Source organism: Pseudarthrobacter defluvii, from assembly GCF_030816725.1.
Taxonomy (GTDB): Bacteria; Actinomycetota; Actinomycetes; order Actinomycetales; family Micrococcaceae; genus Arthrobacter; species Arthrobacter defluvii_A.
The window spans coordinates 2255328-2280406 of sequence record NZ_JAUSYG010000001.1; the positions used below are offsets into that span (position 1 = coordinate 2255328).

At 62.2% G+C, this 25079-nt stretch carries 23 protein-coding genes and 1 pseudogene; 16 read left to right on the forward strand and 8 right to left on the reverse strand.

Features of this window, described 5'->3' with window-relative positions:
- Positions 1-200 precede the first annotated feature (200 nt).
- Positions 201-779 carry a hypothetical protein gene (locus QF031_RS10615; RefSeq protein ID WP_307427615.1) on the forward strand — a complete coding sequence of 193 codons (579 nt, stop codon included), beginning with the start codon at positions 201-203 and terminating at the stop codon, positions 777-779.
- Positions 780-905: 126 nt separating this feature from the next.
- Here QF031_RS10615 and QF031_RS10620 read toward each other — a convergent pair whose 3' ends face one another.
- Together QF031_RS10620 and QF031_RS10625 are read right to left on the reverse strand one after the other, a co-directional pair.
- Positions 906-1586 (reverse strand): hypothetical protein, encoded by a 681-nt coding sequence (locus QF031_RS10620; protein WP_307427617.1) that lies wholly within the window; start codon positions 1584-1586, stop codon positions 906-908.
- Positions 1587-2065: 479 nt separating this feature from the next.
- Entirely contained in the window at positions 2066-2989 is a 924-nt protein-coding gene (locus QF031_RS10625; RefSeq protein WP_307427619.1) for a phosphotransferase family protein, read from the reverse strand.
- Positions 2990-3801: 812 nt separating this feature from the next.
- Between QF031_RS10625 and QF031_RS10630 the strand changes: the two genes are divergently transcribed.
- The 4 genes and pseudogenes from QF031_RS10630 (at position 3802) to istB (ending at position 7672) form a co-directional block, all read left to right on the forward strand.
- Positions 3802-4203 (forward strand): hypothetical protein, encoded by a 402-nt coding sequence (locus QF031_RS10630; RefSeq protein ID WP_307427620.1) that lies wholly within the window; start codon positions 3802-3804, stop codon positions 4201-4203.
- A gap of 354 nt (positions 4204-4557) precedes the next feature.
- Positions 4558-5702 (forward strand): IS3 family transposase gene (locus QF031_RS10635; protein ID WP_307427455.1). Its coding sequence is split into 2 segments (ribosomal slippage): positions 4558-4834 and positions 4834-5702, totalling 1146 coding nucleotides; the frame shifts between segments, so codons are not numbered across the junction.
- Positions 5703-5735: 33 nt separating this feature from the next.
- A pseudogene (locus QF031_RS10640) lies at positions 5736-6857 on the forward strand (Mu transposase domain-containing protein); the annotation flags it as partial.
- Positions 6854-7672 (forward strand): IS21-like element helper ATPase IstB, encoded by an 819-nt coding sequence (gene istB / locus QF031_RS10645; protein ID WP_307427622.1) that lies wholly within the window; start codon positions 6854-6856, stop codon positions 7670-7672. The pseudogene QF031_RS10640 and the gene istB, both read left to right, overlap by 4 nt.
- 188 nt (positions 7673-7860) lie before the next feature.
- On the opposite strand, the gene QF031_RS10650 is transcribed toward istB, so the two are convergent.
- The 5 genes from QF031_RS10650 to QF031_RS10670 form a co-directional block, all read right to left on the reverse strand.
- The gene (locus QF031_RS10650) at positions 7861-8472 is read right to left on the reverse strand and encodes a hypothetical protein (protein ID WP_307427623.1); all 612 of its coding nucleotides are present in this window, start codon (positions 8470-8472) and stop codon (positions 7861-7863) included.
- A 55-nt stretch (positions 8473-8527) separates the two neighbouring features.
- Positions 8528-9136 carry a phage integrase central domain-containing protein gene (locus QF031_RS10655; RefSeq protein ID WP_307427625.1) on the reverse strand — a complete coding sequence of 203 codons (609 nt, stop codon included), beginning with the start codon at positions 9134-9136 and terminating at the stop codon, positions 8528-8530.
- Between the two features lie 258 nt (positions 9137-9394).
- On the reverse strand, positions 9395-10240 hold the full coding sequence (locus QF031_RS10660; protein ID WP_307427626.1) for an SDR family NAD(P)-dependent oxidoreductase: 846 nt from the start codon (positions 10238-10240) through the stop codon (positions 9395-9397).
- Positions 10241-10417: 177 nt separating this feature from the next.
- Entirely contained in the window at positions 10418-11869 is a 1452-nt protein-coding gene (locus QF031_RS10665; RefSeq protein ID WP_307427628.1) for an APC family permease, read from the reverse strand.
- 49 nt (positions 11870-11918) lie between these two features.
- Positions 11919-12716 carry a tyrosine-protein phosphatase gene (locus tag QF031_RS10670; protein WP_307427630.1) on the reverse strand — a complete coding sequence of 266 codons (798 nt, stop codon included), beginning with the start codon at positions 12714-12716 and terminating at the stop codon, positions 11919-11921.
- A 218-nt stretch (positions 12717-12934) separates the two neighbouring features.
- On the opposite strand from QF031_RS10670, the gene QF031_RS10675 reads away from it, so the two are divergent.
- From QF031_RS10675 to QF031_RS10715, 9 genes are all read left to right on the forward strand, one after another.
- Positions 12935-13549 (forward strand): TetR/AcrR family transcriptional regulator, encoded by a 615-nt coding sequence (locus tag QF031_RS10675; protein ID WP_056390044.1) that lies wholly within the window; start codon positions 12935-12937, stop codon positions 13547-13549.
- Positions 13550-13586: 37 nt separating this feature from the next.
- Entirely contained in the window at positions 13587-14714 is a 1128-nt protein-coding gene (solA, locus tag QF031_RS10680) for an N-methyl-L-tryptophan oxidase (protein WP_307427634.1), read from the forward strand.
- A gap of 142 nt (positions 14715-14856) precedes the next feature.
- Entirely contained in the window at positions 14857-15810 is a 954-nt protein-coding gene (locus QF031_RS10685; protein ID WP_307427636.1) for a phosphotransferase, read from the forward strand.
- A gap of 97 nt (positions 15811-15907) precedes the next feature.
- Positions 15908-16306: a GlcG/HbpS family heme-binding protein gene (locus QF031_RS10690; protein ID WP_224025895.1), complete on the forward strand. Its 399-nt coding sequence runs from the start codon at positions 15908-15910 to the stop codon at positions 16304-16306.
- Between the two features lie 95 nt (positions 16307-16401).
- Positions 16402-17742: an aspartate aminotransferase family protein gene (locus QF031_RS10695; protein WP_307427639.1), complete on the forward strand. Its 1341-nt coding sequence runs from the start codon at positions 16402-16404 to the stop codon at positions 17740-17742.
- A 51-nt stretch (positions 17743-17793) separates the two neighbouring features.
- On the forward strand, positions 17794-19191 hold the full coding sequence (locus QF031_RS10700; RefSeq protein WP_307427641.1) for an aldehyde dehydrogenase family protein: 1398 nt from the start codon (positions 17794-17796) through the stop codon (positions 19189-19191).
- A 120-nt stretch (positions 19192-19311) separates the two neighbouring features.
- Positions 19312-19536, forward strand: a complete 225-nt coding sequence (locus tag QF031_RS10705; protein ID WP_307427643.1) for a hypothetical protein — start codon at positions 19312-19314, stop codon at positions 19534-19536.
- Positions 19537-19581: 45 nt separating this feature from the next.
- Complete coding sequence (locus tag QF031_RS10710; RefSeq protein WP_307427645.1) at positions 19582-20682, forward strand: S-(hydroxymethyl)mycothiol dehydrogenase; 1101 nt, start codon at positions 19582-19584, stop codon at positions 20680-20682.
- Positions 20682-21302, forward strand: coding sequence for an MBL fold metallo-hydrolase (locus QF031_RS10715; RefSeq protein WP_307427647.1), 621 nt, complete (start codon positions 20682-20684; stop codon positions 21300-21302). The genes QF031_RS10710 and QF031_RS10715 overlap by 1 nt, the downstream gene beginning before the upstream one ends.
- Before the next feature lie 87 nt (positions 21303-21389).
- On the opposite strand, the gene QF031_RS10720 is transcribed toward QF031_RS10715, so the two are convergent.
- A complete protein-coding gene (locus QF031_RS10720; protein WP_307427649.1) occupies positions 21390-22169 on the reverse strand; it encodes an Lrp/AsnC family transcriptional regulator in 780 nt (259 codons plus the stop codon).
- Between the two features lie 969 nt (positions 22170-23138).
- Here QF031_RS10720 and QF031_RS10725 point away from each other — a divergent pair.
- Together QF031_RS10725 and QF031_RS10730 are read left to right on the forward strand one after the other, a co-directional pair.
- A complete protein-coding gene (locus QF031_RS10725; RefSeq protein WP_307427651.1) occupies positions 23139-23588 on the forward strand; it encodes a hypothetical protein in 450 nt (149 codons plus the stop codon).
- Positions 23589-23991: 403 nt separating this feature from the next.
- Positions 23992-25029, forward strand: coding sequence for a DUF4192 domain-containing protein (locus QF031_RS10730; RefSeq protein ID WP_307427653.1), 1038 nt, complete (start codon positions 23992-23994; stop codon positions 25027-25029).
- Positions 25030-25079: the final 50 nt, after the last annotated feature.

A 25079-nucleotide genomic window follows, 5' to 3' on the forward strand; every position in this document is an offset into this window, starting at 1 on the left:
CAGTAACAACGGCGGCGATCCCGGACGTCCCGCAGGTGGGGTGCACCCCAAAGTGGCCCCGGAGGCAGCCTCCGGTTCCTGAGACTCGTGAAGAGGTTGCATACCTCGATCTGATCGTCGTCTGCGTCAACGACTCGACGGGATCAATGTCAGTGAAAAATAAGAGCAACATGGTCTGGATGTTTCAAGCGGACACTCCCGTGAGCATCTACCAGGAAGACGCGGACTTCAAGGTCAAGGAATTCCATGCACTGACACAAGCAGGCATGGATTCCCGTGGCTTCATGGCACCGGCGGAAACAATCTATGTTGACTCGCCACCCGCTTCGTTTGGATGGGTCATCAATCCTGATCTCAGCCTGGCGTGGATGACCAATGAATTCGTGATTAAGCAAGTCGTCAAGAAGACCACCGCGGCCCTCAAGTCGGCCTACACCTCTGGTTCCGCGGTACGGAAAGCAGTATGGGACTGCACGAAAGCTGTGTATGACGTCGCTTTAAAGGTTCCACAAATCCTTTCTCCGCAGTACGACCCTGCAGAACTGCTGAAACAAGGACTAGACATAGCAACGTCCTCAGGAACATGCGGAATGTCCTGGGCGGCAGCGGAGAAGGAAGTCGCGGCTTCCGCTCCCATTCCATCTTTTTTGCAAATGAGTGAAGAGGCTCGCGCTGCTTCAAAGGCTGGTGGCGAGTTTGCGGGAATGTCGGCTGACCTACTGCGGGGAATGAAGGCACTCGCGCGACCTGTCTGCAGGGCCACGCACCGATGCGGCTAATAGGGAGACTCGCTTATGTGCTGGTCTAAGCCTGCCTTCTCCCATGCAGCAGGCTTTAGAGTGTGTCCTGCCTCTGGTACCCCAACAAGTGTCGATCCCGAAGGGGACGGAGCTTCAGCGCCTGCCCTAGAGGTCGTGTGGACAAATTTCAGTGCCAGCCAGTTCAGGCTTTCCCTGTCCGTATGAGGGGTCGTCGTCGCTTCCTGCCCAGATGACACCGCCCCCTGGGCAGGGCATAACATCGAACGCTCTGCCATTGAGGTGCGCCCGCAGATGGTGCCCGTCATCCTCGACCACTTCCCAGCCGGCCGCCAGCAGCGTTGCGCGATAGTGCTGCAACACATCGACGTCTCCTGAGAGCTTAAACCAGCGGGTACAGCCGCCCACCCCACTCATGCCGCCGCCGTTGAATTGGCCGATGTGGCTGATGGTATCGAACACCTGCTGGGCCTCACGATCTGCGGTGGCCATGGGCTCATCCGTGCCTTCGGTCACGCATTGTGGAGATGAAACGTACTGCTTTTCAAACCGCTGTCCCAGCGCCAGGGGGGTGATAGCGAACATCCCGACCAGCATGAGGACAGGAATGGCCGCGGCCGTCAGCCGCATCCATCGTCTTGTCGAGAGCATGAAACCGATGACCGCCAAGACCGCGACCAGAAGGAGCGCCAATCTGGAGGGTCCGGCCGTCAACCCCCATATGAGTCCGTCAAACGCGGTGCCGGTGACATCGCCGTACACCCTCATGAATCCGTAGTGAACCAGCACGCCCAGCAGCGCCAGTCCTGTCCCAATGACGAGCAGCACCGCGGCAGTGACGGATCGGCCGGTCACGGGCATGGCTCATGGTAGGTTCCGCCCGACCATATGTCCACAGGTTTTTCGGCAGTGTAAGCAGTGACTGGAAACAGAAGAAAAAGCTTTGGGGTGGCTGGAGTCAGCGGGACGTTTCGCAGGACCACCGATTATCTGCATCTAAGTCCAAGCAGTAGGGATCTTGGACATCACCAGTGCCCCTTATTGGCCGCTTGATCTCACCACCGCATGTTCGAGACGGCTCACATCCCAAGGGTTGTGAGACGCACATAATGCTCGAGTTGGGGACCTTCACAGCACCGACGCGGACGCGTCCACATCCGCTTCGAACCGGCCAGGACACCGGAGGCGGTCCCGGAGTGCCCAAATGACCTGTCCGTTTATCACCCTTGCAGGTCATCGACTATGCCCCCGCGCGGAATCCGGGGGCGCGCCTTACGCCGCGTACCAAGCACCGACGCAGCTCACTGTCACACGAGCAGCGCCTCGAGCTCCGGAAGTCGGCCGAACATGTCGGGGAGGCCGCGCACCCCGTTGCGCACGGACTCGTGCGACAGCGCGAGGCCAGGGCCGGTGCTCGCCTCGCCACCGGCGAGGCACCGGAGGACGTTCAACCTCATGTGCCCCAGCCAGCCGCCGATCATGAACACAAACCAGCTTGGACCTGACGGCGGCAGCACTCCGCCCCCCGCGACATAGCCGTCGAGAACCGAGCGGAAAATGGCGGGCCTGATGTCATCGAAGCCAGGTCCCTTCGCGAGGCTCAGCGCGGTCGAGCCGAGCTCACTGGACAGGTCGAGCATCCCCGAGAGCTCCCAGTCGAGCACCACCGGCCGACCCTCTCGAGCGAGCAGATTCCATGGGTGGATATCCCTGTGGGTCAGCACGACGAGGCCTGGCCGTTCGCAGGTGTCGACGAAGTGGGCAATCGCGAGGAACGTCTCGACGTGAGAGGCGAGTTCGTCGGCCCACGGCTGTCCGGTCGCCGCTGCCCGCACGGCGAGCTCGGACCAGTCCCGAGAAGGCGGGTCCTCGATCGACACACGGGTCCACGCGACGTCGAGCGCGTGGATGCGCGCGAGGATCTCACCGATCTCAAACGCGTACGCCGCCGTCACCGGCGCTTCGGGTACCTTCTCGCCTTCGACCCACCGGTGAATGAGTGTGTGGTGGCTGGCCGAGATCGGCTCTGGCATCGGAATGCCGGCAGCGAAGGCCGCCCGCTCAAACCGGAACACGTCCTCGACGCGGTAGGTCCAGCGGCGGTCGACGAGGTTCAACTCCTTCACCGCGAACGACCCCTGGTCAGTGTCGAGCCGATACATCCGGTTGGCGAACCCGCCGTGGACGCGAATCATCGGCCCGAACGGCGCGCCGAGATGCGAAAGGTCCACCCAGTCATTCTAAAGATTGCCATTCACCGATGCACCGAACTATCCCGCCATGCATGCGCACGATCAGCGCCACGCCGACGAATGGCTACAGCCCGACCACTTACCAAACACGCCTTAGCCCGATTCGGTGTCTCGAATCCTCTGCGCCTCGAAACCCAAGGGTTTCAAGTGCATACTGCCGCCAGATCTCTCGGGCCAGTTAGGCTCGGGCGGTGAAAGCTGCCACTCCCACAACACTGCCTCAGGGCGCTCCTGTCATTTCGGAGGTTGCCCGAGTCGAAACCGGGCTTCGGGCAACTCTTCATTGTCACGAGTTCTCTGCCAGAGGAGACTTGAGGTGACGGCATCCCATTTCGGGCCGCCCGCGGGGCCACCCGGCTGCGGGGCCTCACAGTACCCTGTAGCGGCTTGGTGGATCGATGAGCTCCATGGCACCTACCGAAAAAGCCGGTCAGCGGTCGCGCCATCTCTTGCCCTTGGTGGCTATCGCACTGATAGGCTGTCTCAGCGGGTGCCAGTATGAGCCCGATAACGTCTCCCTCCCGTCCGCCAGTTCTCCGACCACGGAGGCTCGCACGGTCCCACCGCCGCCGGAGAGTAGCGACACTCGCACGGTCCCACCGCTGCCGAAGAGTGGCGACATCGACGCCGGCACATACCTCGTCCCCATTGCCGGCTACAAGGAGCCTTTCCAGATCACCGTCCCAAACGGCTGGTTTGGTCTCGACGGCGACAGCCTGGGCAAGGACGAACCGAATCATCCGGCTGAATGGGCCGTCTACCTTACTCTTTGGCCCGCGAAGTATGTGGCGATGGACGCATGCAAGTGGAGGGGCGCCCTTTCCGATGACGGTCCGTCGGCCGAGGCCTTCGTTACCGCGATGGCGGCGCAGACGTCAACGACAAGCACCCCTCCCGCCAAGGTCATGGTCGGCAACTACTCCGGCTTCGAGTTCGACCACTCCGTCGAGGGCAGCGTGGACATCAAAGCCTGCGACGGCGGCAAGTTATGCATCCACTCAGAAACTAGATCCGACTGCTCCCGCTGGTACTCAACTCAGAATGAACACGAAACCTACCGGGTGGTCGACCTGAACGGCCAGCGGGCTGTCGTCGCCGTTGCCCACATCGACGAAACGATCAATCCGGAGCTGATGAGAGAGGCACGCGCCGTCTTCGACTCGATCGTGTTCAAGGCCGACAAGACCAGTTGATGTGATGGGCGATCCCGCCCTCGGGCGCCGGCTCCTTCTCTGAAACCCACCTGCATGTCTCATAACCGAGGTGCCTCAAATCGCTAGCGTTTCGAGGCATAGAGGCGGCAGGCGAGAGCTAGCCTGACTGCCTCTTGCACCCGCGGGGGGCATCCGAAGACGACGTGTTGGGGGCCCACCTGACATCGGGCTCAAGTTCGCTCGGCCTTCTATAAAGCAGACGTAAGTGTGGACACTGTCCACACCCTCTTTGGCAGGGCAAACCTCGGCGCGACTCTCACGGGCACTGGGACTGCCCCCAGTTTTGTTGACTCCTTAACCTAGCGAGCTTGTGCTCGTGGAAGGATGTTGACCATGCCCACGGCTTATGGGGCGGAGTTCCGCCAGGATGTTATTGATGTGGCCCGCAAGGGCGAGGCGCCGCTGGCGCAGATCGCGAAGGACTTCGGGCTCTCGGTCACGACGTTGAAGCGCTGGATTGCCATCGCCGAACGTAAGGAATCCGGGGCCGGCCCTGCGGCCGCGGAGTCGGCCGAGATGCGGGAGCTGAAGAAGCGGAACCGGTTGTTGGAGCAGGAGAATGAGATTCTGCGCCGGGCGGCTGCCTATCTGGCAAGGGACATCAACCCAAAATGACCTACCCGCTGGTCACGGATCTTGCCGCTGACGGTGTTCCCGTGGCGGTGACCTGCAGGGTGTTGGGATTCAGCAAGCAAGGCTACTACCGGTGGAGGGCCAGCCCGGTGACAGACCGGGACTGGATCGATGCGCACCTCGTCAACGCCGCCCTGGACATCCACACCGACGACCCGGCCTTCGGGTACCGGTTCATCGCCGACGAACTCCCGGAGAAGGGCATCGTGGCGGGCGAGAACAGGGTCCAGCGCCTGTGCAGGGACCACGGCATCTGGTCGGTGTTCTCCAAGAAACGGGGCCTGAACCGTAGACCTGGGCCGCCGGTCCACGACGATCTCGTGGAGCGGGACTTCACCGCCGCAGCGGCGAACCAGCTGTGGCTGACCGACATCACCGAGCACCCCACTGCCGAGGGCAAGCTCTACCTCTGCGCGGTCAAGGACGTCTATTCCGGAAGGATCGTCGGCTACTCGATGGACTCGCGGATGAAGTCCTCACTGGCCGTCGCCGCACTGGAGAACGCCGTGCGGGCACGGCGCCCGGAAGGGACCGTGGTTCACTCCGATCGCGGTTCACAATTCCGGTCACGCCGGTTCGTCGAATCACTCCGTCACCACGGGCTCACCGGCTCGATGGGCAGGGTCGGTGCGTGCGCCGACAACGCCGCAATGGAATCGTTCTTCTCGCTGCTGCAAAAGAACGTCCTGGACCGTCAGCGGTGGCTCACCCGACAGGACCTCCGGCTGGCCATAACAACCTGGATCGAGAGAACCTACCACCGCCGGCGACGGCAAAGACGGCTGGGAAAACTCACGCCCATCGAATATGAAACAATCAACCGGACCGCGCTCACAGCGGCCTAAGACCCGGAGTCAACAAAAGCCGGGGCAGTCCCCATCGAGGCCTTCAAAGTCCTGGGAGGCATCCCCACCAAACACATCCGCTACGACAATCTCACCAGCGCGGTCACCACGGTGGTGTTCGGCCAGGGCCGGCACCGCCAGGAGAATGACCGGTGGGTGCTGTTCCGTTCGTTTTACGGCTTCGATCCCTTCTATTGCCAGCCTGGTATCGCAGGGGCCCACGAAAAGGGCGGCGTCGAGGGTGAGGTGGGCTGGTTCCGCCGCAACCGGCTTTCTCCGATGCCGGTCGCTGACTCCCTGGACGAGCTCAACGACCGGATACGGGCTTGGGAAGCCCAGGACGAGGCCCGGCGGATCAACGACAGGATCCGCACCATAGGCCAGGACTTCGAGATCGAACGGCCATTCCTGGCCCCGTTGCCGGCCGAGGAATTTGATCCGGGTCTGTCCCTGAACCCGAGGGTCGACAGGTCCTCGATGATCACGGTCCGGATGGTGAAATACTCCGTCCCAGCCCGGTTCATCGGCCGGAGGGTCCGGGTCTCGCTGCGCGCGTCCGAGGTAGTGGTGTTCGATGGCCGCACCGTGGTCGCCAGGCATCAGCGGGTCGCCGCCCGGTCCGGTCAATCGGTCCAGCTAGATCACTATCTCGAAGTCCTCAAAACCAAACCCGGAGCCCTCCCGGGCTCCACCGCTTTGGCCCGGGCCCGGGAGTCCGGGGCGTTCACCAGTGCGCATGAAGCCTTCTGGGCCGCGTCCCGCCGGGTCAACGGCGACGCCGACGGGACCCGGGAACTGATCGACGTCCTGCTCCTCCACCGGTCCATGAATGCCACAGACATTCATGCAGGGATCAGCGCGGCGCTGGGAGTGGGCGCGGTCAGCGCCGACGTCGTCGCGGTCGAAGCCCGCAGACACGCCACGACCTCTTCCCTGGGTGGGGCCAGCTCCGACCGTCATCCCGGTGCTCACGTTGAAGACAAAGTGCAACGGGTTGTCAGTCTCACCCAGCGCCGACTCATGGACCCCGCGGCCGTCATTGCCGGGCTCCCGCCTGACATCCGTCCCCTTCCCTCGGTCAATGCCTATGACGAACTGCTGGCCAAACGCTCCGAACACCCCGCAGGAACCGCGTCAAAGGAGAACATCTCATGAGCCCCACCGCACCGGCCACCACCATCACCCCGACCCTGCGCCGGCGGCGCGGCCTGACTGAGCAGGCAGCGGTCGCCACCGTGGACCAGGCCTGCCGCCGACTGCGCCTACCCACCATCCGCGGGGTCCTCGATGAAGTCCTCACCGTCGCGGGGAAAGAACAACTCTCCTACCAAGGCTTCCTGGCCGAATTGCTACTGGCCGAATGCAACGACCGGGACCGGCGCTCCTCGATCCGCCGAGTTAAAGCCGCGAACTTTCCCCGGGACAAGTGGCTCGGGGACTTTGATTTCGATGCAAACCCGAACATCAACCCCGCCACCATCCATACCCTGGCCACCGGGGAATGGATCCGCAAAGGACAACCCCTCTGCCTGATCGGAGACTCTGGAACCGGCAAATCCCACCTGCTCATCGGACTCGGCACTGCCGCCGGCGAGAAGGGCTACAGGGTCAAGTACACCCTCGCCACCCGGCTCGTAAACGAACTCGTCGAAGCTGCCGATGAGAAAGTCCTGGCAAAGACTATCGCCCGCTACGGGCGGGTAGACCTGCTCTGCATCGACGAACTGGGCTACATGGAACTGGACCGCCGCGGCGCCGAACTCCTCTTCCAGGTCCTCACCGAGCGCGAGGAGAAGAACTCCATCGCTATCGCGTCCAACGAATCCTTCTCCGGCTGGACCAAAACCTTCAGCGACCCGCGTCTCTGCGCCGCCATCGTGGACCGGCTGACCTTCAACGGAACCATCATCGAAACCGGCACCGACTCCTACCGCCTTGCCCACACCCTCAACCAACAAGCCGCTAGCTAATCGCTGGACCTAGGGGGTTGCCGGTGTCTCCGCTCTTGGTGGGCGGAGCAGATGAGGCTTGGCGCGCCGCGATCTACGACCACGGATTTCTGGTCTATGCGAGACAAACATCGTTCCGTGGCATGGAGCTGACCCCACCCCGCTGACTTGGGTCAGTCCGCGGCAGTCTGCCGGAATCCTTCAGACCCTCACCAGGACGTGGGGCACAGGGCGGAACCGACGGGGATGACAGGGCTGCTGACCCCCTCGGCCCCCTCCACCTCCACGCTCAGCCTGATGCACCTGGTCTCCGTTCCGTGGACCAGGAAGCCGCCCGGCCACCAGGTGTACGGGGTCTTCTCCTCCGGGCACGCCGTGAAGGTCACGGATGTGTTACCCTCCGTCGCCCCGTACTCGGCCACGAGTCCCACGGTCGTCTTCTGCTCCGACGCCACGGTGACGGTGACCGTCTGCCCGGCACGCAGCCAGTACGGATCCTTCATCCATTGAACGCCGTTCATGAGCTGAGGCGTGCCATCGCCGGGCTGGGAAAAGTTGTCCATGATGAACAGCGGATCGACGTTGAAGAGCCTTTCTCCGGACGGGCTGAACCCCGCAGCGTCGGTCTGGCCCTGCAGGCATCCCGCCTCGTAATGCCCGGCAGGCGGAGGAAGTGCCGTGACGGAGGTTGTTGCCGTGGACGACGAAGGCGGGGAGTCGCTCGCAGCGTCTGGCGCCGGAGTGCCGCCGCCGGTGCATCCAGCCAGCAGCAGGATCAAAGGAACCAGTCCGAGCGGATGGCACCGCGTCTGCTCCACCATGCCCTCACGCTACGCCGGCGCGTCGTGGGCGGAAAGTCCAGGACGGCGCCTCAGTCTATGCAGTGGTACATGAAGGATCCATGACGGCAGGGCACCCGCGGGACCAGGACAACCAAAGTTCCTCAGTGGGGCCAGAAATAACCGTCATGCTGGGGCCAAAAAAGGTTGACATAGTCAGCACGCCCCGACAGGGATTGCGGGTGATGTAGCCGAGCATCTCGGCGGTATTCATTGAAGCTGATATGAGGCCGTGGATGTTGTGGATCGTTTTGGGCGCCTTGCCCTTGGCCATCATCGACTTCACCCAATGGGCAATGACGCGGTAGTCGAGCTTGTCCACAGGAACGTGGCCGATGACCGGCCGGATGTGGAATTCAAGCATGGTCTGGTACGTCTTGACTGTCCCGCTCGACGGGCGGACCAACAGATCGATATGTTCCTGGATGACTTCCGCCACAGTCGGCGGGCGCTTCTCGTTTGTCAGGATGGCGTGCTGCGCGATCTCAAACGACTGGCCGTTAGCGTCCAGCAGCCTCTTCAGGGTTTCAGCCTCGACGAGACTAGCGACTGTCAGTCCCTGCTGCTCGCGGCTCTTTGGGTCCCGCCACAGCACCATGTAGGACGAGGAACCGTCCTTCTTAGTGCGTTTACGGATGCTTGCCACATCAAAAACGGTACGCCGCTGTCAACACTTTGGGCGTTTTTGTCAACACACAAAGTGGCAAGTGCCGTTTGACCTGCGGAAACACTGTGCCCGAGGTGGGACTCGAACTACATTCCAGCCCCTGCAGACACTAGGAATCCGCGGAAACATGCGGAATCCGGAGCAGTCCGTCGGCAGTATCATCGGATCCGAAGGGAAGAGTGTGGACAATGTCCACACTCCTTTTTCAACTAACACCTGAAAGACGGACTGTAGCGCTTAGTCAGGAATTGCCTGCATCGCCGGGGTGGGTCCGTCTACGGCAGCGGTGGCGATACTGACACGGGGGTCGAAGGCGATGGCTCCGGGTTCGACCGCGATCAGTCCCCCATCCACCGGGATCGTGGCTGCATTAACGTACGAGGCCTGATCGGAGAGCAGCCAGGCAATGACATCGGCGACCTCGGAGGACGCGGCCGGGCGCCGACTGGGGACGAACGCAGTGGCAAGGCTGTAGGCTTCCTCGCGATCGATGCCGCTGTGTTCAGCAAATTCGCCCATCTCCATATCCGCCATTTCCGTCCGGGTCCAGCCAGGACATACCGCGTTGGCGCGCACCCCGAGCGGTCCGTAATCGACCGCGATGGATTGCATCAACATGGCAAGGCCGGCCTTCGTGGCGTCGTAGCCCGCGATTCCAGCCGTCGCGGGAAGCGCTGCTGCTGAGGCCACCCCTACGATCGAGCCGCCGGCTTTGATCAGGTGCGGCAAGGCGGCACGGACTAGTAGGAAGGGCCCGGTGAGGTTGGTGCTGACCATGGCGTTCCAGTCTTCATCGGACAGCTCGCCGGCACTGCCGGCGCGGACAATTCCGGCATTCAGTACGAGGCCGTTAATAGCGCCGAATTGCTCCACGGTATCGGCGACCAGCCGTTCCATGTCGGAAGCGGAAGCAACATCCGCGACGACAGCGCGGGCGCCGGTCATGTCAGCGACTCGGCTTACAGCTTCTGGGCGGCGTCCGCAGACGACAACTTCCCACCCTTGGCCCCGGAGTGTTGCGGCAGTGGCGGCTCCTATTCCGGTTCCTCCCCCGGTAATGATTGCAACTGATGTGGGGGTCATTCTGATCTCCCGGTTCTGTTTCGAAGGTGTGTGCTTTCGCTTACTCGTGGAGGACCAATCGTCAGACTTCAAAGACGATGCGGGCACACCACTGGGCCACCTCGTAAAGACGTTATCGTCCTGGAGGAAACGAATTACCGTGCTGCCGCCCGCGGAGGCGGCAGCACGCTAACCGTTTCAGATAACTTCTTTGGCGTAGTCGATGTCGCGCTTGCTCCTGCCGAATACCAGGCCGCCAAGCATCGCGGCAGGAATGAGGACGAGCAGCCACTTTGCTGCGGCGTTGTCAGGCCCGATGAGGGAGTCGTAGTTCTCGATCGTCACGTAGCCGATATAGGAGAGGATCACGGTGGAGAGGGTAGGTGCGATCTTCGTCGCCCAGATACTGGTGTTGTCCTTGGTCCGGACGAAGAACACGACTATGGATACGGACGCCACGATGAGGATGGTGATAAAGGCTGCCGTTGCCAGGGCGCTGAACCAGGCGAACACGACGGTCAGTGGGTCTGCGCCGAGGACGAGGAAGGTAACCACGATGATGCCGACGGCCACGCCGTTGGACAGGGCTGCCGTGGCGGGACTCTCCTCCTTGGAAACGGTGGCCAGCCTGGCCGGCAGGACTCCGGCACGGCTGAGGGCGAAAAGGTAGCGGGCGAACATGTTCATCAGGCCCAGCAGCATGGCCAGGTAACTGGTCACGACGAGGACCTGCATGGCCATGCTCAAGACGCTCCCTCCGCTTTCGGAGGCGAGGCTGAAGATGAATCCTGCAGGGTCATCCGTTGCCGCCTGTTGGATGTTGTCCACCCCGATGGCCCCTCCGATAACCCAGATGGAGAGCGTGTAAAAAATTCCGACAAAGGCGATTACGGCGTAGAGGGCCCGCGGGATGGTCTTGCGGGGGTTGATTGCTTCTTCCGAGAACACCACGGTTGCTTCGAAGCTGGTGAAGCACAGGAAGGCGAACAGCAATGCAATGCCCAGGCCCGGGCTGAAGAGGTTCTCAGCGGTGAAGCCGGAGAATGTGAAGACTCCCGGCCCCTTGCTGGCAACGAGCACAATAACCAGAGCAGCAACGACGAGGGTTTCGCCGATGATGAGAACGGCCAAGAGTCGGATGCTCGTGTCGACGCCCCGCATGGTGAGTGCCGTGGTGATGACGAGCAACGCGACGATCCAGACGAGCGGGGGTACGGAGAGTCCCGTGATGCTCTCCAGCAACTGCCCGGCGAAGACGCCGAACTGTGACCACAGCCCGACCTGCAGGCTGAGGTACATCAGCAGCGCCAGACCAGCTCCTGCGGTGGCCCAGGGTGTACCGAGGCCTTTGGCGATGTAGGCGACAAAGCCGCCGGCGTTGGTGACATGCCTGCTCATGCGTAGGTATCCGACGGCGAAGAGTGCGATGAGCAGTGCGGCGATCGCGTAGATCAATGGGGCTGCAGGTCCAACCGCAGCAAAGACCACGGGACCGGTGCCGACGACAGCCGCCATGGGGGCCGCCGCTGCGATGACGAAGAAGGCGATGGCGAAGACGCCGAGTTTATTTGAGCGGAGATGGCCTGCTTGCGGTTGGACAGGTGTGCTGGACGGCGTCGTTGCCGGCAACTCGCTGACATTATCAATCATGAATTTTCTCTTTCGGGCAGATAATGGCCGTAGCCGTGTTCGGGCTTCCTCAGACGAGGAGCCGTGCCTTGAGTTTGTTTGTGAGCGCCGGAGTGATGCCGAGTCCGTCTTCCAAGTAGGAGTGGCGTGATCCCCAGGCGTGCTCCCCGCTGTGCCATGCGGCTTCGAGGTACCCTTGCCGCGCTTCCAGCAAGGGTGTGATGACTGTTCGCAGGTGCTTGTCGATGCTGGTGACACTGCCCGCTGAGTCTCTGATGAGGTATTGGTTCTCCGGTAATGAACTCTGAACGTAGTCTTCGAGGATCGCGGTTTCAGGTACCCCCAGGATGGTCAAAAGGATGGCTATTGCCCATCCGGTTCTGTCCTTCCCAGCCGAGCAGTGGACGACGACAGGCAGCTCAACTCGAGCCAATGACTGAAGGAAATTGGCAAATACCGGTGGGTTGCCTGCTATGTCACGGGCATAGAGCCGGTGCATTGCCTCTTCAGCCCGCACTGCCGTAAGGGCCCTGCCAAGCTCGCTCACGCGACCTTCGCGAACCGCAGACCACAGCCACGCGTCCCTGCTGTCTTTAGCCTGTAGTGGCGTTTGTACAGCCGTTAGCGCAGGCACGCAACGGTCTTCGGTTTCGGATTCCCGAGGACTTCGCAGATCCATGAAGTGCAGGCGTGCCGCCTCCAGCCTTTGACGATCCGGGGCTGTCGAGTATCCGAAGTGTCCACTCCGGTACACCAGGCCTTCAGCCACACGGGATCCTCCGTGCGCTGGCAGTCCCCCGAGGCTTCGGAAGTTCCGGACGCCCTCAAGGGAGTTAGGACCAGCCAAGCCTGGTGTGACCTGTTTCATACATAAAAGGTAAACACTGAATGTTTCGTACTGCAATAGAACAAGTTAAATATTTGTTGCATGACTAGTTCAGAACTTAGGCATAGTGTTCAATGTCTTCAACCGTTCCAGAGCGACCGCGGACCCCTTCTTCAAAGTTTGCACAGACTGTTCACTTTTAGGATCCGATGTGCAATCATGTGAAGCAGATCACCAGCACCCCACACGAAGGACCAGAAATGAGCGCCTCCAACAAGCCCCTCTCCCTTCGGGAACGAAACCGTATGAGAACCCGCGGCGACATTCTCGACACCGCAGCTGAGCTGCTGAGTTCGGAGGGGTACGCCTCGACCGCCCTGGAGGTCCTTAGCCAGCAGGCGGGTATTTCGAGGGGCACCATTTATGCCCACTTCCCCGGCGGAAGGGACGAAATTGTCCGTGAGGTGTATCTGCGGATCGCCGACGCCGTCTACGTACGGGGCATCAGCCTGCGCGATCCCCTCACGGACCCCGGTGCAAGAATCACGGCGCTGGCCACCGCGCTGGTGGAGGCGACCAAGGAGCCCAAGGGCCGGTTCTACGGGGTGATGGGACCGGACCTGGTGTCGGCCCTCTCGGACGTCATGGGCTCGACTTCCCGCTCTTTCGAAGAGCTCATTGCGCGGGATCTGAAGGATGCCAAAGACAGCGGCACCTTGCCTGAGGACGCGCCGACTGAGGCCTTGGCAGCAACGATAACCGGGGCGATCCGCGCTGCCGGGGCTGCTGCAGCTCGTGAGCCGGCGAACGCCGGGCCAGCGGTCGCGGCTATCCGGTTGCTCATGGACGGACTTCTAGTACGAGCCACTGTCTGACCCGCCAAGGGTCCGAAAACCACTAACGGAGGAATTTGTGTCAAAACAACACTACGACGTCATTGTCATTGGATTGGGCCCCTGGGGTTCGTCAGCGGCATGGCACTTGGCGGCCCGCGGCAAGTCCGTGCTCGGCTTGGACAAGTTTGCACCACCGCACATGCACGGTTCGCACGGAGGCGCCACCCGGCTGGCCCGGCAGTCCAGCAGTGCAGGAGCCCAGTACACCACCTTCACGAAGCGGACCTTTGAGTTGTGGGACGAGTTGGGCGCGAAAACCGGGACCCGGCTGTTGGAACGTTCGGGAACTGTGTTCGTCGGCGAACCCGGATCAATGTGGTTCGACAAAACGGTGGCATCCCTGAACGCGTCCGATTTTGAGTACGATGCCCTTGACGCTTCGACGGCACGGAAGCGGTTCCCTTGGGCCACGATTAAAGACGACGAAGTCGCCGTATGGGAGCCAAACGGCACCGTTGCCCTCGTTCACCCCGCCATCAAGGCCCTGCAGTCAGAGGCTCGCCGGCTCGGCGCAACCCTGCGCACGGGAGAAGCGGTTCAAGGCTGGGATGAGAGCGCTTCGGGCATCGTCGTGAGCACCGATCAGGGTAACTATTCAGCCGACAAGGTCGTCGTCACCGTGGGTGCCCGCGCCAACCATTTGATGCAACTGGATCTGCCCTACAAGGTGGACCGTCAGGTGCTGGCCAATTTCCGCCAGGACGGGCCACCGAAGCCGGCCATCTACTTCGCCAAGCCCCCAGGATCGGACGAGGCACCGGCTTACGGTTGCTCCGAGCCTAACGGTGAATGGAAGTTCTCTGTCCCCGGGAAGGGAAACTGGATCGACCCCGAGGACCTCAGCCAAGACCTCAGACCCGGAGACCTCGAACGGATCCAGGAAGTCCTCAGCGCCAGGCTCCCGGACATCGACACCAACCCGGTATCTACCACCGTATGCATGTGGTCTGAGGTGGAGGACGGCCATTGGGTTATCGGTGGACACCCGCAGTCGTCCGATGTCGTCATCGGCACCGGAGACATGGGCCGAGGGTTCCGCTATGCAGCGGTTGTTGGTGAAATGCTGGCCGATCATGTCGACGGCATTTCCCGCCCCGAAACAAACCTGTTCCTGCCTTCACGCTTCGCCACAGCAAAGGCATAAACCGTGACACCGGCAGACGTCCTGACCGCACCGTTACAGAGCTTGTGGGAGCTCGTGAAACAGTGCGAACAGTGCAGCCAGGACAACCTCCGACCCCAACACAGTGCACCTGCATTCGAACATCGAAGGACATCCAATCCTAATGACCATCGTCCCTGATACCGAAATCACCAGCATTGAGGCGGTGCTTTCGACGAACCCAGACTGGGTTGGCTGTCACGTCACCGCACATTCCCTCTCCGGCGGCCAGGCCCATAAGAACTACCTCGTCGAGGACGGTTCCCGTCGTTGCGTCGTCAAGCTCTGGAACAACTACTGGGAAACGGTAGGAGTTCTGCCCGCCGCCCACGTGGTTCTGGAAAACACAAGAATTGCCGCCGAGATCGGCGTAGGCGCGCCCGTCATAACAGTCTCAAACGAACCCTTGGCGCTGGCTCTCGACTTTGTTCCGGGAGGCCACCCGAGGCTAAGCGACGACGATGACTCCGTCACCCGACTCGTCCCTGCCCTTCACCGGCTTCATCACTCCGGCCGCCGGTTCCTCAACGACATCAACCCCTTCAACCTGGCCCGACAAAGGATGGAGGCCGCCAGAAGACAAGGTATCGAGCTGCCGCCCGGAACGTCAGCCATCCAAGCCCTGATGGACCGTCTGGAGACCGTCCTGGCCCTGGATCCTTCCCAGTTTGTTCCCTGCCATCTGGACATTTGGGATGCAAACATCATCAAGGACACCTCCTCGATGACCTACAACATTATCGACTGGGACCTCGCCGGCAACTCGGACCCGTGCTACGAGATCGGATTTATTGCAGCGCAAAACGGATTCGGGGAAGAGAAGGCACAGGCACTCTTCGAAGCCTACTTCGGCAACACTGACCCAGTAAAAATGGCCCGCGCCAGGCTCTTCATGGCGGTGGCTCATTGGTCCAACAGTGGACTGTGGATCACCGCAATGGGCAACGCTGCGCCCAACGACGACGCCGACTACGCAGGGGAACTGCGTACCTGTTGGGAAGGGTTGATCTCTGAAATAACAGCCCCTGACTTCCCCGACTTAATAAAGGCAGCCGCAAAACCGGCAGCTCTCGTCTAACAAAACCGCGGCGCGCGCGTTAGCGCCTAACCAAGGCTGGCTCTACGCCAGTCAATGCAACTACGCCCTTAAACAGGAAAAGATTTCGGAGCAACAGATGAACGACATCACGCAGCAAGAAGCACACAAGATAGTTGAAGCGGCACGAGAGGCAGCCCTGTCCTCGGAAACCCTGATGAACATTGCCGTTGTAGACGCCGGCGGAAACCTCAAGGCCTTCACCCGCATGGACGGTGCGTGGCTCGGCAGTATCGACATCGCCATCAAAAAGGCACGCACGGCCCGCTACTTCGACATGCCCACCGGAGACATCGGCTCCATCTCGCAGCCCGGCGGACCGCTGTTCAACATCGAAGTATCCAATGGCGGCCTGATCACCTTTCCCGGAGGCATCCCACTGACTAAAGACGGGGTCACCGTCGGCGCCATCGGTGTCAGCGGCAGCACCGTTGAAAACGACCACCTGGTCGCTACTGCCGGCGCCCAAGCCCTCTAACCGGCTGCCGGGGCCGGCCAGCGACCGTCCGACCCCGGCAACACCCACCGACTCATGTTCCGGACTCAAATCCGCACCAACGGCCAAGGACAGCAATGACACTCGAAACAGCCACAGAACCGGCACCCGACGCACTCCTTCAGGAAAGCCTCATTGACCGCCGCGAACGCACCATCGGGCGCCACTCCCCGCTGTTCTATGCCACTCCCCTGGAAATCGTGGCCGGCGAAGGCGTGTGGGTCCACGACGCCACCGGCAAGACCTACCTGGATGTCTACAACAACGTCCCCCACGTCGGACACTCCAACCCTGTCGTCCGCGAAGCAATCACAGCCCAGCTGCAGACCGTCAACCTCCACACGAGGTACCTCAACTCGCGCGTCGTTGAGTACGCCGAAAAGCTGCTGGCGCTCTTCGATTCCCCGCTGGAGCGGGTATTCTTCACCAACAGCGGATCCGAAGCAAACGAGCTCGCCCTACGAATCGCACGGCAACACACCGGCAACACCGGCATCCTTATCTCGGACCACAGCTACCACGGCAACACAACCACTCTGGCCGAACTGACCACCGGCCTCCAGGTCAAAGAACCCCTCGGCGCCCACGTACGCCCCCTTCGTATTCCGGACGCAGCAGGGTTGACACAGGCTAAAGGAAAGCGCCTCCTCCAGGAAGCGCTGCGCGACGTCGACGCAGCCATCTCCTCGCTCCAGGCCGAAGGCTGCGGAGTCTCAGCCATCCTGTATGACCCGTTGTTCTCAACCGAAGGACTCCTACAGACCCCCGACGGCTACATAGAGGCAGTCACCGAGCGGGTCCGTGCCGCCGGCGGGCTGGTCATAGCGGACGAGGTCCAATCGGGCTTCGGACGGACCGGCAACCATATGTGGGGCCACCAGGCTTTCGGCACCACCCCTGATCTGGTGACGCTTGGCAAGCCGATGGGCAACGGCCACCCGGTAGGTGGTGTCATCACCACGCAAGCACTGATGGAGGAATTCGGGGAAAACAACACCTACTTCAACACATTTGCCGGAAACCCCGTCTCGTCAGCTGCCGGTCTTGCTGTGCTGCATGTCATGGAAGAGAACGGGCTTATTGAAAATGCGCACCAACTCGGCAAGTTCATCGCTGACGCACTCGCAGCCGTCGCTAAAGGCAACCCCAGGATCAAGAGCGTACGCGGCCGGGGCCTGTTCTTTGGTCTGGAGATCGTCAATCCCGAGGATGCGACACCGGACCCTGCCGCCACCAAGGCACTCACGGAAGAGATGCGTTCCCGCGGCGTTCTCATCGGAAAGATCGGTCGCCACGAAAACGTCCTCAAAATGAGGCCACCGCTCGTCTTCGAACTCGAACACGCCCAACACATGATCGAGCAACTCCGTCTGGCACTGGAAACACTCAACGACCCAGCTGATCAAAACCAATGGTGACCATCCCGGATTCACCCGAACAACAACCAACCACTCAATGAGGAGAATGCCATGAACACCACGCCTGTCCTTACCCAGGACGCCGTCTCCACCCGAACCATCTTCAACCCCGCCACCGGTGAACCCGTCGGAGAAGCCCCGGTGCATACGGTCGCGGACCTGCAGCACGCCATCGACGTGGCAGTCGCCGCCCAGCCCGGCTGGGCCACACTCGGTCACGAGGCACGGTCCGCCGCACTGCTGAAGGCCGCCGACGCCGTCGAAGCGCGCGCGGAAGAACTCGCCCAGCTGCTCTCCCGCGAGCAGGGCAAACCGCTGAACGGCCCCAACGCCCGCTTCGAAGTCGGCGCCTGCGCCGCCTGGCTCCGCGCCGCCGCCGGGACACCGCTCGAAGCGGAAACCCTGGTCGATGACGGTGAAACCCGTGCGGAGCTGCACTACCGGCCCATCGGCGTCGTCGGGGCCATCGGGCCATGGAACTGGCCCATGATGATCACCGTCTGGCAGGTCGCCCCCGCACTGAGAATGGGCAACGCCGTAGTGGTCAAACCCTCCGAATACACCCCGCTCAGCGTGCTTGCCCTCGTTGAAACCATCAACGAAGCCCTGCCCGAAGGGCTCCTCACCGTGGTCTCCGGCGGCCGCGACGTAGGCGAAGCCCTCGCCTCGCACCCCGCCATCGGGAAGATCATGTTCACCGGCTCCACCGCAACGGGCAAGGCGATCATCAAATCCTCCGCGGACACCATCAAGCGGCTCACCCTGGAGCTCGGCGGTAACGACGCCGGCATCGTCCTGCCCGACGCCGACCCGAGGGCCATCGCCGAAGGCCTGTTCTGGGGCGCCTTCATCAACACCGGCCAAACCTGCGCTGCCCTGAAACGCCTCTACGTCCACGACGACATCTACGACGCCGTCTGCGAGGAGCTCACCAATGTGGCCAAGGCCATGCCGATGGGCAACGGCCTGGACGAAAACAACGTCCTGGGACCGCTGCAGAACAAGGCACAGTACGAGATCGTCGCGAACCTCGTGGAGGCCGCCAAAGCCGCCGGGGCCCGCGTCCTCCTCGGCGGAAACCCGGACACTGACCAGCCCGGCTACTTCTACCCCACCACCCTCGTGGCCGACATCGACAACGACAACCCACTCGTCGCCGAAGAACAATTCGGCCCCGCCCTGCCCATCATCCGCTACAGCACCATCGACGAAGCAATCCAGAAAGCAAACGCCCTCGACGTCGGCCTCGGCGCCTCCGTCTGGTCCTCAGACCCGGCAACAGCCCGCAACGTCGCCGCCCGAATCCAAGCAGGTACCGTCTGGATCAACAAACACGGCGCCGTCGACCCTCGCATCCCCTTCGGCGGGGCAAAACAATCCGGCTACGGCCTCGAATTCGGCGTCGAAGGACTCAAACACCTCGGCGTCCCCCAGGTCATCAACGGCTAAAACACCACTGACTGGTGGGGGCACCGCCACAGGCGGCGCCCCCACCGCGGAATGCCAAGGCTGAGGGCCGCTTCCTGGATACAGCGACCGGTAGTGCCAATCGACATCGCGGAGGATTAATTGAACCGCCACACCCGTGCAGTTGAGGTAGAGGACTGGTCCATGCTCCGGGCCGGCGACAGGGTTGCCGTCTCAGAAGACCTCTTCTACCAGGACGCGCTCCAAGTAGAAGAAACAGCAGCAGACATCGGAGTGATCTGGGTCCGCAGAATCTCCAGTGGTGACCGCCAGCTTCTCAGCGTCGGGACCCACAGAATTTGGCATCTCGGCACTAAAAACATCTGATCCGCCCCGGTTCAACTGCAAGAACGCAAACGAAGGTACGCATTCATGGTTCATAAAGTCCAAGCAGTAGTGGTTAAGGAAAAGAACGCCCCGGTGTCGCTGGAGACCATCCTGGTGCCGGATCCGGGGCCGGGGGAAGCGCTGGTGGACATCCTGACCTGCGGTGTCTGCCACGCGGATCTGCACTATAAGCAGGGCGGCATCGGCGATGATTTCCCGTACCTGCTGGGCCATGAGGCCACCGGCGTTGTCTCTGCAGTTGGTCCGGACGTCACCTCGGTGGGGCCCGGTGACCGGGTCATCCTGAACTGGCGGGCGGTGTGCGGCGAGTGCCGGGCGTGCGCCAAGGGCCAGCCGCAGTACTGCTTCAATACCCACAACGCAACCCAGAAGATGACCCTTGAGGACGGCACGGTCCTGTCCCCGGCCCTGGGCATTGGCGCCTTCGCTGAAAAGACCCTGGTGGCCGCGGGGCGGTGCACCAAGGTGGACCCCGACGTAGACGCGGCGGCCGTGGGGCTGCTGGGCTGCGGCATCATGGCCGGCATCGGTGCCGCGATCAACACCGGCGAGGTCAAGCGCGGCGAGTCCGTGGCAGTGATTGGCTGCGGCGGCGTGGGCATCGCCGCGGTCGCCGGCGCGAAGTTGGCGGGTGCGACGACGATCATCGCCGTTGACATCGACGACAACAAGATCGGGATGACCAAGTCCCTCGGCGCCACCCATGGCGTGAACTCCAAGCAGGAGGACGCGGTGGAGGCCATCCGGGCCCTTACCGGAGGCAACGGCGCGGACGTGATGATTGACGCCGTCGGCCGTCCTGAAACCTACAAGCAGGCGTTCTACGCCCGCGACCTTGCCGGCCGCGTGGTCCTGGTCGGTGTGCCGACGCCGGAGATGACGCTGGAACTGCCGCTGCTGGATGTCTTTGGCCGCGGCGGGTCGCTGAAGTCCTCCTGGTACGGCGACTGCCTGCCCTCCCGGGACTTCTCCATGCTGGTGTCCCACTACAAGCAGGGCAACCTGGACCTGGACGCGTTCGTGTCCGAGCGCATCACCATCGACCAGGTGGAGGAGGCCTTCGGCAAAATGCACGAGGGCAAGGTCCTGCGTTCCGTTGTTGAAGTCAGCCCAGTGCAGATCTGATGGCCGTCACCATTGAGAACCTGGTCACCTCGGGCACGTTCTCGCTCGACGGCGGCACCTGGGATGTGGACAACAACGTCTGGATCGTGGGCAACGACGAGGAATGCGTCATCATCGACGCTCCCCACGACGCCGCCGCGATCATCAACCAGGTCCGCAGCCGCAAGGTCAAGGCCATCCTGCTGACCCACGCGCACAACGACCACATCGGTGCCGCCCGGGAGGTTGCAGACGCGCTGGGAGCACCGGTCCTCCTGAACGAGGAGGACCTGGTGCTGTGGGAGCAGGTCTACCCTGACGCCAAGCCGGACCGCTATCACTCGGACGGGGACGTGTTCGAGGTGGGCGGGGCAACGCTGAAGGCGATCCGCACGCCCGGCCACTCCCCGGGGTCCACCTGCTTCTACCTCGAAAGCGAAGGAACGGTATTCACCGGGGACACGCTGTTCAATGGCGGCCCGGGTGCCACGGGCCGGTCCTACAGTGACTATCCCACCATCCTGACCTCCATCCGTGGACGGCTTTTGACGCTTCCCTCGGAAACGGTGGTCCGCACCGGCCACGGCGACAACACCACCATCGCCGCGGAGCAGGAAACGCTGGCGAAAGTCCCGCAGTAGCGGCAGGAACAACGCAATAAGCCAGCGAAAAGCGAGCCGTGAACATCCGGCGCGCTTTTCAAAGACACCGCGAGGGCGACCCACGCGTCAGGAGCTGTACCCGCCGAGGTCTTCGCCGAACGACAGTGCCATTGTTCCGCTGCGCTTTAGGGCGTCTACCACCACGGCCGGCTCGATGGCATGGGCCCGGGTGGCCCACTGGGACTCTTTCAGGTACGTGGAAAGTGCGGCGCGGCTGGGAAAGACGGCATCGACAACAAGCTGGAAGTCACCGGCGAGTACCGCGGCGTACCGGACTGACGGGGAAGGAAGCATTTCCGCTTCCACGCGGTCCAGTTCCGGAAACGGCACTTTGACCCACAGCAGCACCTCTACCGGCAATCCGAGCAGCGCAGGCTCGAAGACTGCGCGGATGAACACTGTCCCCTCGCGCCGCATCCGCTCCACCCTGCGCTGGGTCGTCTGCACCGAGAGTCCCGTGATGCGCGCCAGTTCCTCGTAACTGGCGCGGCCATCGCGTTCCAGTGCCCTGAGAAGTTGCCGGTCCTCTTTTCCCAGTTGCTCCACGTGTTCCAGGGCGGTCGGTGCCTTCGAGTAGCGGGTTCCGCCCATCACCTCAATTTCTTCCGGCGTCAGGACGCCGGGATTCCACTGGTGCATCGTTCTGGGATAGCTGAGGACGGGATACGTGGCGGCCGATCTAACGCCCGGGATGCTCCCTATGTCCCGGATCAACAGCTCTGCAAACTTAGAGGCAGGGCTGGAAAGCTCCGCCGCGCAGTCCGCGGACCCGGTGAGGATGTAGGTGTACAAGGTTTCCGGGCGCCTCGCGACGGCGGCAGCGGCATGAACCTCTTCAACATCCATGCAGCCTTCTGGGGCCTGGCGATTGGCTACGGGGTGTCCCGCCTGCTGGAGCAGAGGGACCATTTAGGTCTCTAAGTCGGGCAACCTACAGCGTCGTCCGCGTACAGGCCGCCCGGTCGCGCGGGTTGCGCGGTACATCCAACAACGAACAGGCATCCTGCCGCAGGCATCGAGGTCAACCAGGTGGGGCACACCCCAACCTGACGTCGAGCGGTGGTGTGTAGGGTCCGGCTGGGCTCGGTTTGTTTCTTTTCTGACGCCGCCGAAATGAATTCATATCCCTGAACCGGACAGTGGACACGACCCCTACGGCCACTCCAAGAAGCAGACGTAGCTGTGGACACAGTCCACACCTCCCTTGGCCGGACAAATACACGACCACGTCCTCCGGCGCAACCAAGAGCGGCCTTCCGAGACCGTTCCGCACCAGAGAGGTCTTCGTCATGTCGTTCCCGCACCGCAAAGCCATGAACAGGTGTTGGCCACCCCAGACCAACCCGACAGAACCGGAACGAGGAACCACCTGCCACCCATAAACAGCAGGCGGTGAGCCCACCAGCCAGGGCACTGAGCCCGCCACCCACACACCTGAATAGGCCACCGCGGCGGCCAGGCCACGGCCGCGAACCACCGTCAGAGTCGACGGGCCAAAGCTTTGTAGACACGCTTAAAGCAAAAACCCCCTCTGACGAGGGGCTCTGCGTGCCCAAGGTGGGACTCGAACTGCATTCCCGGCCGGCAACATGCGTAATCCGGTCGAAACCGAAGGCTACACGAGGCATTCTGAGACGGCACGCGTGGACATTGTCTACACGCATACTACCCTCTATCCGATCAGCTATTCCGGTCCTCCTCGAGGGCACCGCCGCCCCTCGACAGCAGAAAATCTAGGTCATTACTTCCACGCCGGCATCCCCCTTCAACTTGTTGAGGGATTAGAGTCGCTCCTGACTATCGAAGGAGCAGCGCATGGGCTACACCCACTACTTTCGCGGCTTGATCGCCACGCCCCAAGTCATCGCTGAGGCCGCAAAAATCATCGAAGCTTCCGGCGTCACAGTCTGCGGGCCCCGCGGCGAAGGGCTGCCGGTCCTCATCGAAGCACACGGCATCAAGCTGAACGGGTTCGCCGCAGCAGGTGAAGCCTACGAGACTTTCTCCCTCCCTAGCGCAAACGCCGCCGGCAGTGGGCACCATGCCTGGTTCTGTAAAACCGAGAACAAACCCTACGACGTTGTCGTCACCGCAATCCTCACCGCCGCCGCCCTACACCGCCCGGGCGTCCTGCGCAGCGACGGCCGTTGGGAAAACTGGACCGCAGGCCTCGCCCTTTACGAAAAGTCCGTTCGCTTCCTCCCCCAGGACCAGAAGATCGCGCTCGAACTCGACATCGAAGCCATGCGACCAGCACATCGCTGACACCCACAAACGCCCGATGGTCCCTGCCGCCCCGCTCCCAGTGTCGTTTTGAAAGGTCTCCGGGCATTGCTTGCAGCTCAGCCATCTTGGAGTGGTCATGCTGCTCGATCTGCCTAGTCCGATGAATGAGTGGAAGCTGTATCGCTGCTTGTCATTCTGATATATCCCATGATCGCTGGGCGGGTCCTCCGCGCAACCAGGGCGCTACCGCGCCGACCCCGGAACCGAAAACTTCTCCATGATCGCACCGGAGGCACTGCATGGCGATGAAGTTTTCGTCCCCGGCGCCGGTCCCCCAAGTTGCACTCCGGCCCCTCAACCCAGCGGATGGTCCCCTACCAGAACGACGCTCACCACCAACAACCACAGGAACAAGGCAACTCAAGGGTCAAGGAGAACAGGGATGATGGAAAAACTCACCATCAAAACGCCACCGGATGTCCTCAGCTTCATCGGGCACACACTCGGGTTCTGGCCAAAAGAAAGCCTGGTCTGCATCACCCTCAACGAGAACAGCATCGGCGCCACCCTACGGATCGATCTCCCCCGCCAGCCCGGCCAGGAACTCCCCTACGCCCGAACCGTCGCCCACTACCTCACCAGCGACACCACCGCGACGTCACTGATCTTCGCCGTCTACACCAGCGCACCCTGGCAACCCGGACAGCCCAAACCCCACGCCGGCACCATCGCCGCACTCACCGGAGTCCTCGCCGAACAAGGCATCACCATCCGCGACGGGCTCTTCGTCGGCGACGACACCTTCTCCCCATACGACGGCGAACCCGGCCACGAACTCGCCCTGCCCGTCAGCTCCACCCAGACCAGCGCAATCAACGCCGAGTTCATCTACCGCGGCAGCGCCGTCCAACCCACCGACCAGATCACACTCCCAGCCACCAGAGAGGCACTTGCTAACGCCGCCGCCGTCGAACACCACATGGACACCATCCGATCCATGTCCGCCGGTACCGCAACGAGGCAAGCCCGGGAGCTCTGGGCCGGCATGCTGGACACTGCATCCTTCCCCAGCGACGACGATTCACACGCCTTGGTCGCAAACCTCCAGTTCCCGGCCATCCGCGACCGCCTCATCGCCGACATCCCAGACCTGGAAGAGCCACTGCAAAGCATCCTCTTTGCACAAACCGACGGCGCCCCCAAGTGGTCGCGCATCGAGTGGGCACAGCAACTACTCCTGCACGCCTACACCCGCACCAGCCCCCAACACGCTGCCCCGGTCCTCACCACCATCGGCTACATCAACTGGTGGGAAGGCAGAGGCAGCAAAGCACACCAATTCCTCCAACTCGCCCTCGACACCGACCCCGCCTACCGCCTCGCACGACTCAGCGACCAAATGATCGGCTCCGGAATCGTCGCAGGCTGGAACATGAACAAACACACCGCCTACAAAGCCCTGCCGTACGAAATGCCGTAAATCACGCGAAGCTGGACAGAAGGGCAGTGTCGAGGCACGCTTACATCGCG

Excerpts from the sequence above, each read along its gene's own strand:
- QF031_RS10715 (WP_307427647.1), top strand. The coding sequence starts at position 20,682 with ATGGCCGTCACCATTGAGAACCTGGTCACCTCGGGCACGTTCTCGCTC.
- QF031_RS10690 (WP_224025895.1), top strand. The coding sequence starts at position 15,908 with ATGAACGACATCACGCAGCAAGAAGCACACAAGATAGTTGAAGCGGCA.
- QF031_RS10665 (WP_307427628.1), bottom strand. The coding sequence starts at position 11,869 with ATGATTGATAATGTCAGCGAGTTGCCGGCAACGACGCCGTCCAGCACA.
- QF031_RS10630 (WP_307427620.1), top strand. The coding sequence starts at position 3,802 with ATGGACGCATGCAAGTGGAGGGGCGCCCTTTCCGATGACGGTCCGTCG.
- QF031_RS10700 (WP_307427641.1), top strand. The coding sequence starts at position 17,794 with ATGAACACCACGCCTGTCCTTACCCAGGACGCCGTCTCCACCCGAACC.
- QF031_RS10730 (WP_307427653.1), top strand. The coding sequence starts at position 23,992 with ATGATGGAAAAACTCACCATCAAAACGCCACCGGATGTCCTCAGCTTC.
- QF031_RS10695 (WP_307427639.1), top strand. The coding sequence starts at position 16,402 with ATGACACTCGAAACAGCCACAGAACCGGCACCCGACGCACTCCTTCAG.
- QF031_RS10650 (WP_307427623.1), bottom strand. The coding sequence starts at position 8,472 with ATGGTGGAGCAGACGCGGTGCCATCCGCTCGGACTGGTTCCTTTGATC.
- QF031_RS10720 (WP_307427649.1), bottom strand. The coding sequence starts at position 22,169 with ATGGATGTTGAAGAGGTTCATGCCGCTGCCGCCGTCGCGAGGCGCCCG.
- QF031_RS10670 (WP_307427630.1), bottom strand. The coding sequence starts at position 12,716 with ATGAAACAGGTCACACCAGGCTTGGCTGGTCCTAACTCCCTTGAGGGC.
- QF031_RS10660 (WP_307427626.1), bottom strand. The coding sequence starts at position 10,240 with ATGACCCCCACATCAGTTGCAATCATTACCGGGGGAGGAACCGGAATA.
- QF031_RS10710 (WP_307427645.1), top strand. The coding sequence starts at position 19,582 with ATGGTTCATAAAGTCCAAGCAGTAGTGGTTAAGGAAAAGAACGCCCCG.
- QF031_RS10725 (WP_307427651.1), top strand. The coding sequence starts at position 23,139 with ATGGGCTACACCCACTACTTTCGCGGCTTGATCGCCACGCCCCAAGTC.
- QF031_RS10685 (WP_307427636.1), top strand. The coding sequence starts at position 14,857 with ATGACCATCGTCCCTGATACCGAAATCACCAGCATTGAGGCGGTGCTT.
- QF031_RS10675 (WP_056390044.1), top strand. The coding sequence starts at position 12,935 with ATGAGCGCCTCCAACAAGCCCCTCTCCCTTCGGGAACGAAACCGTATG.
- istB (WP_307427622.1), top strand. The coding sequence starts at position 6,854 with ATGAGCCCCACCGCACCGGCCACCACCATCACCCCGACCCTGCGCCGG.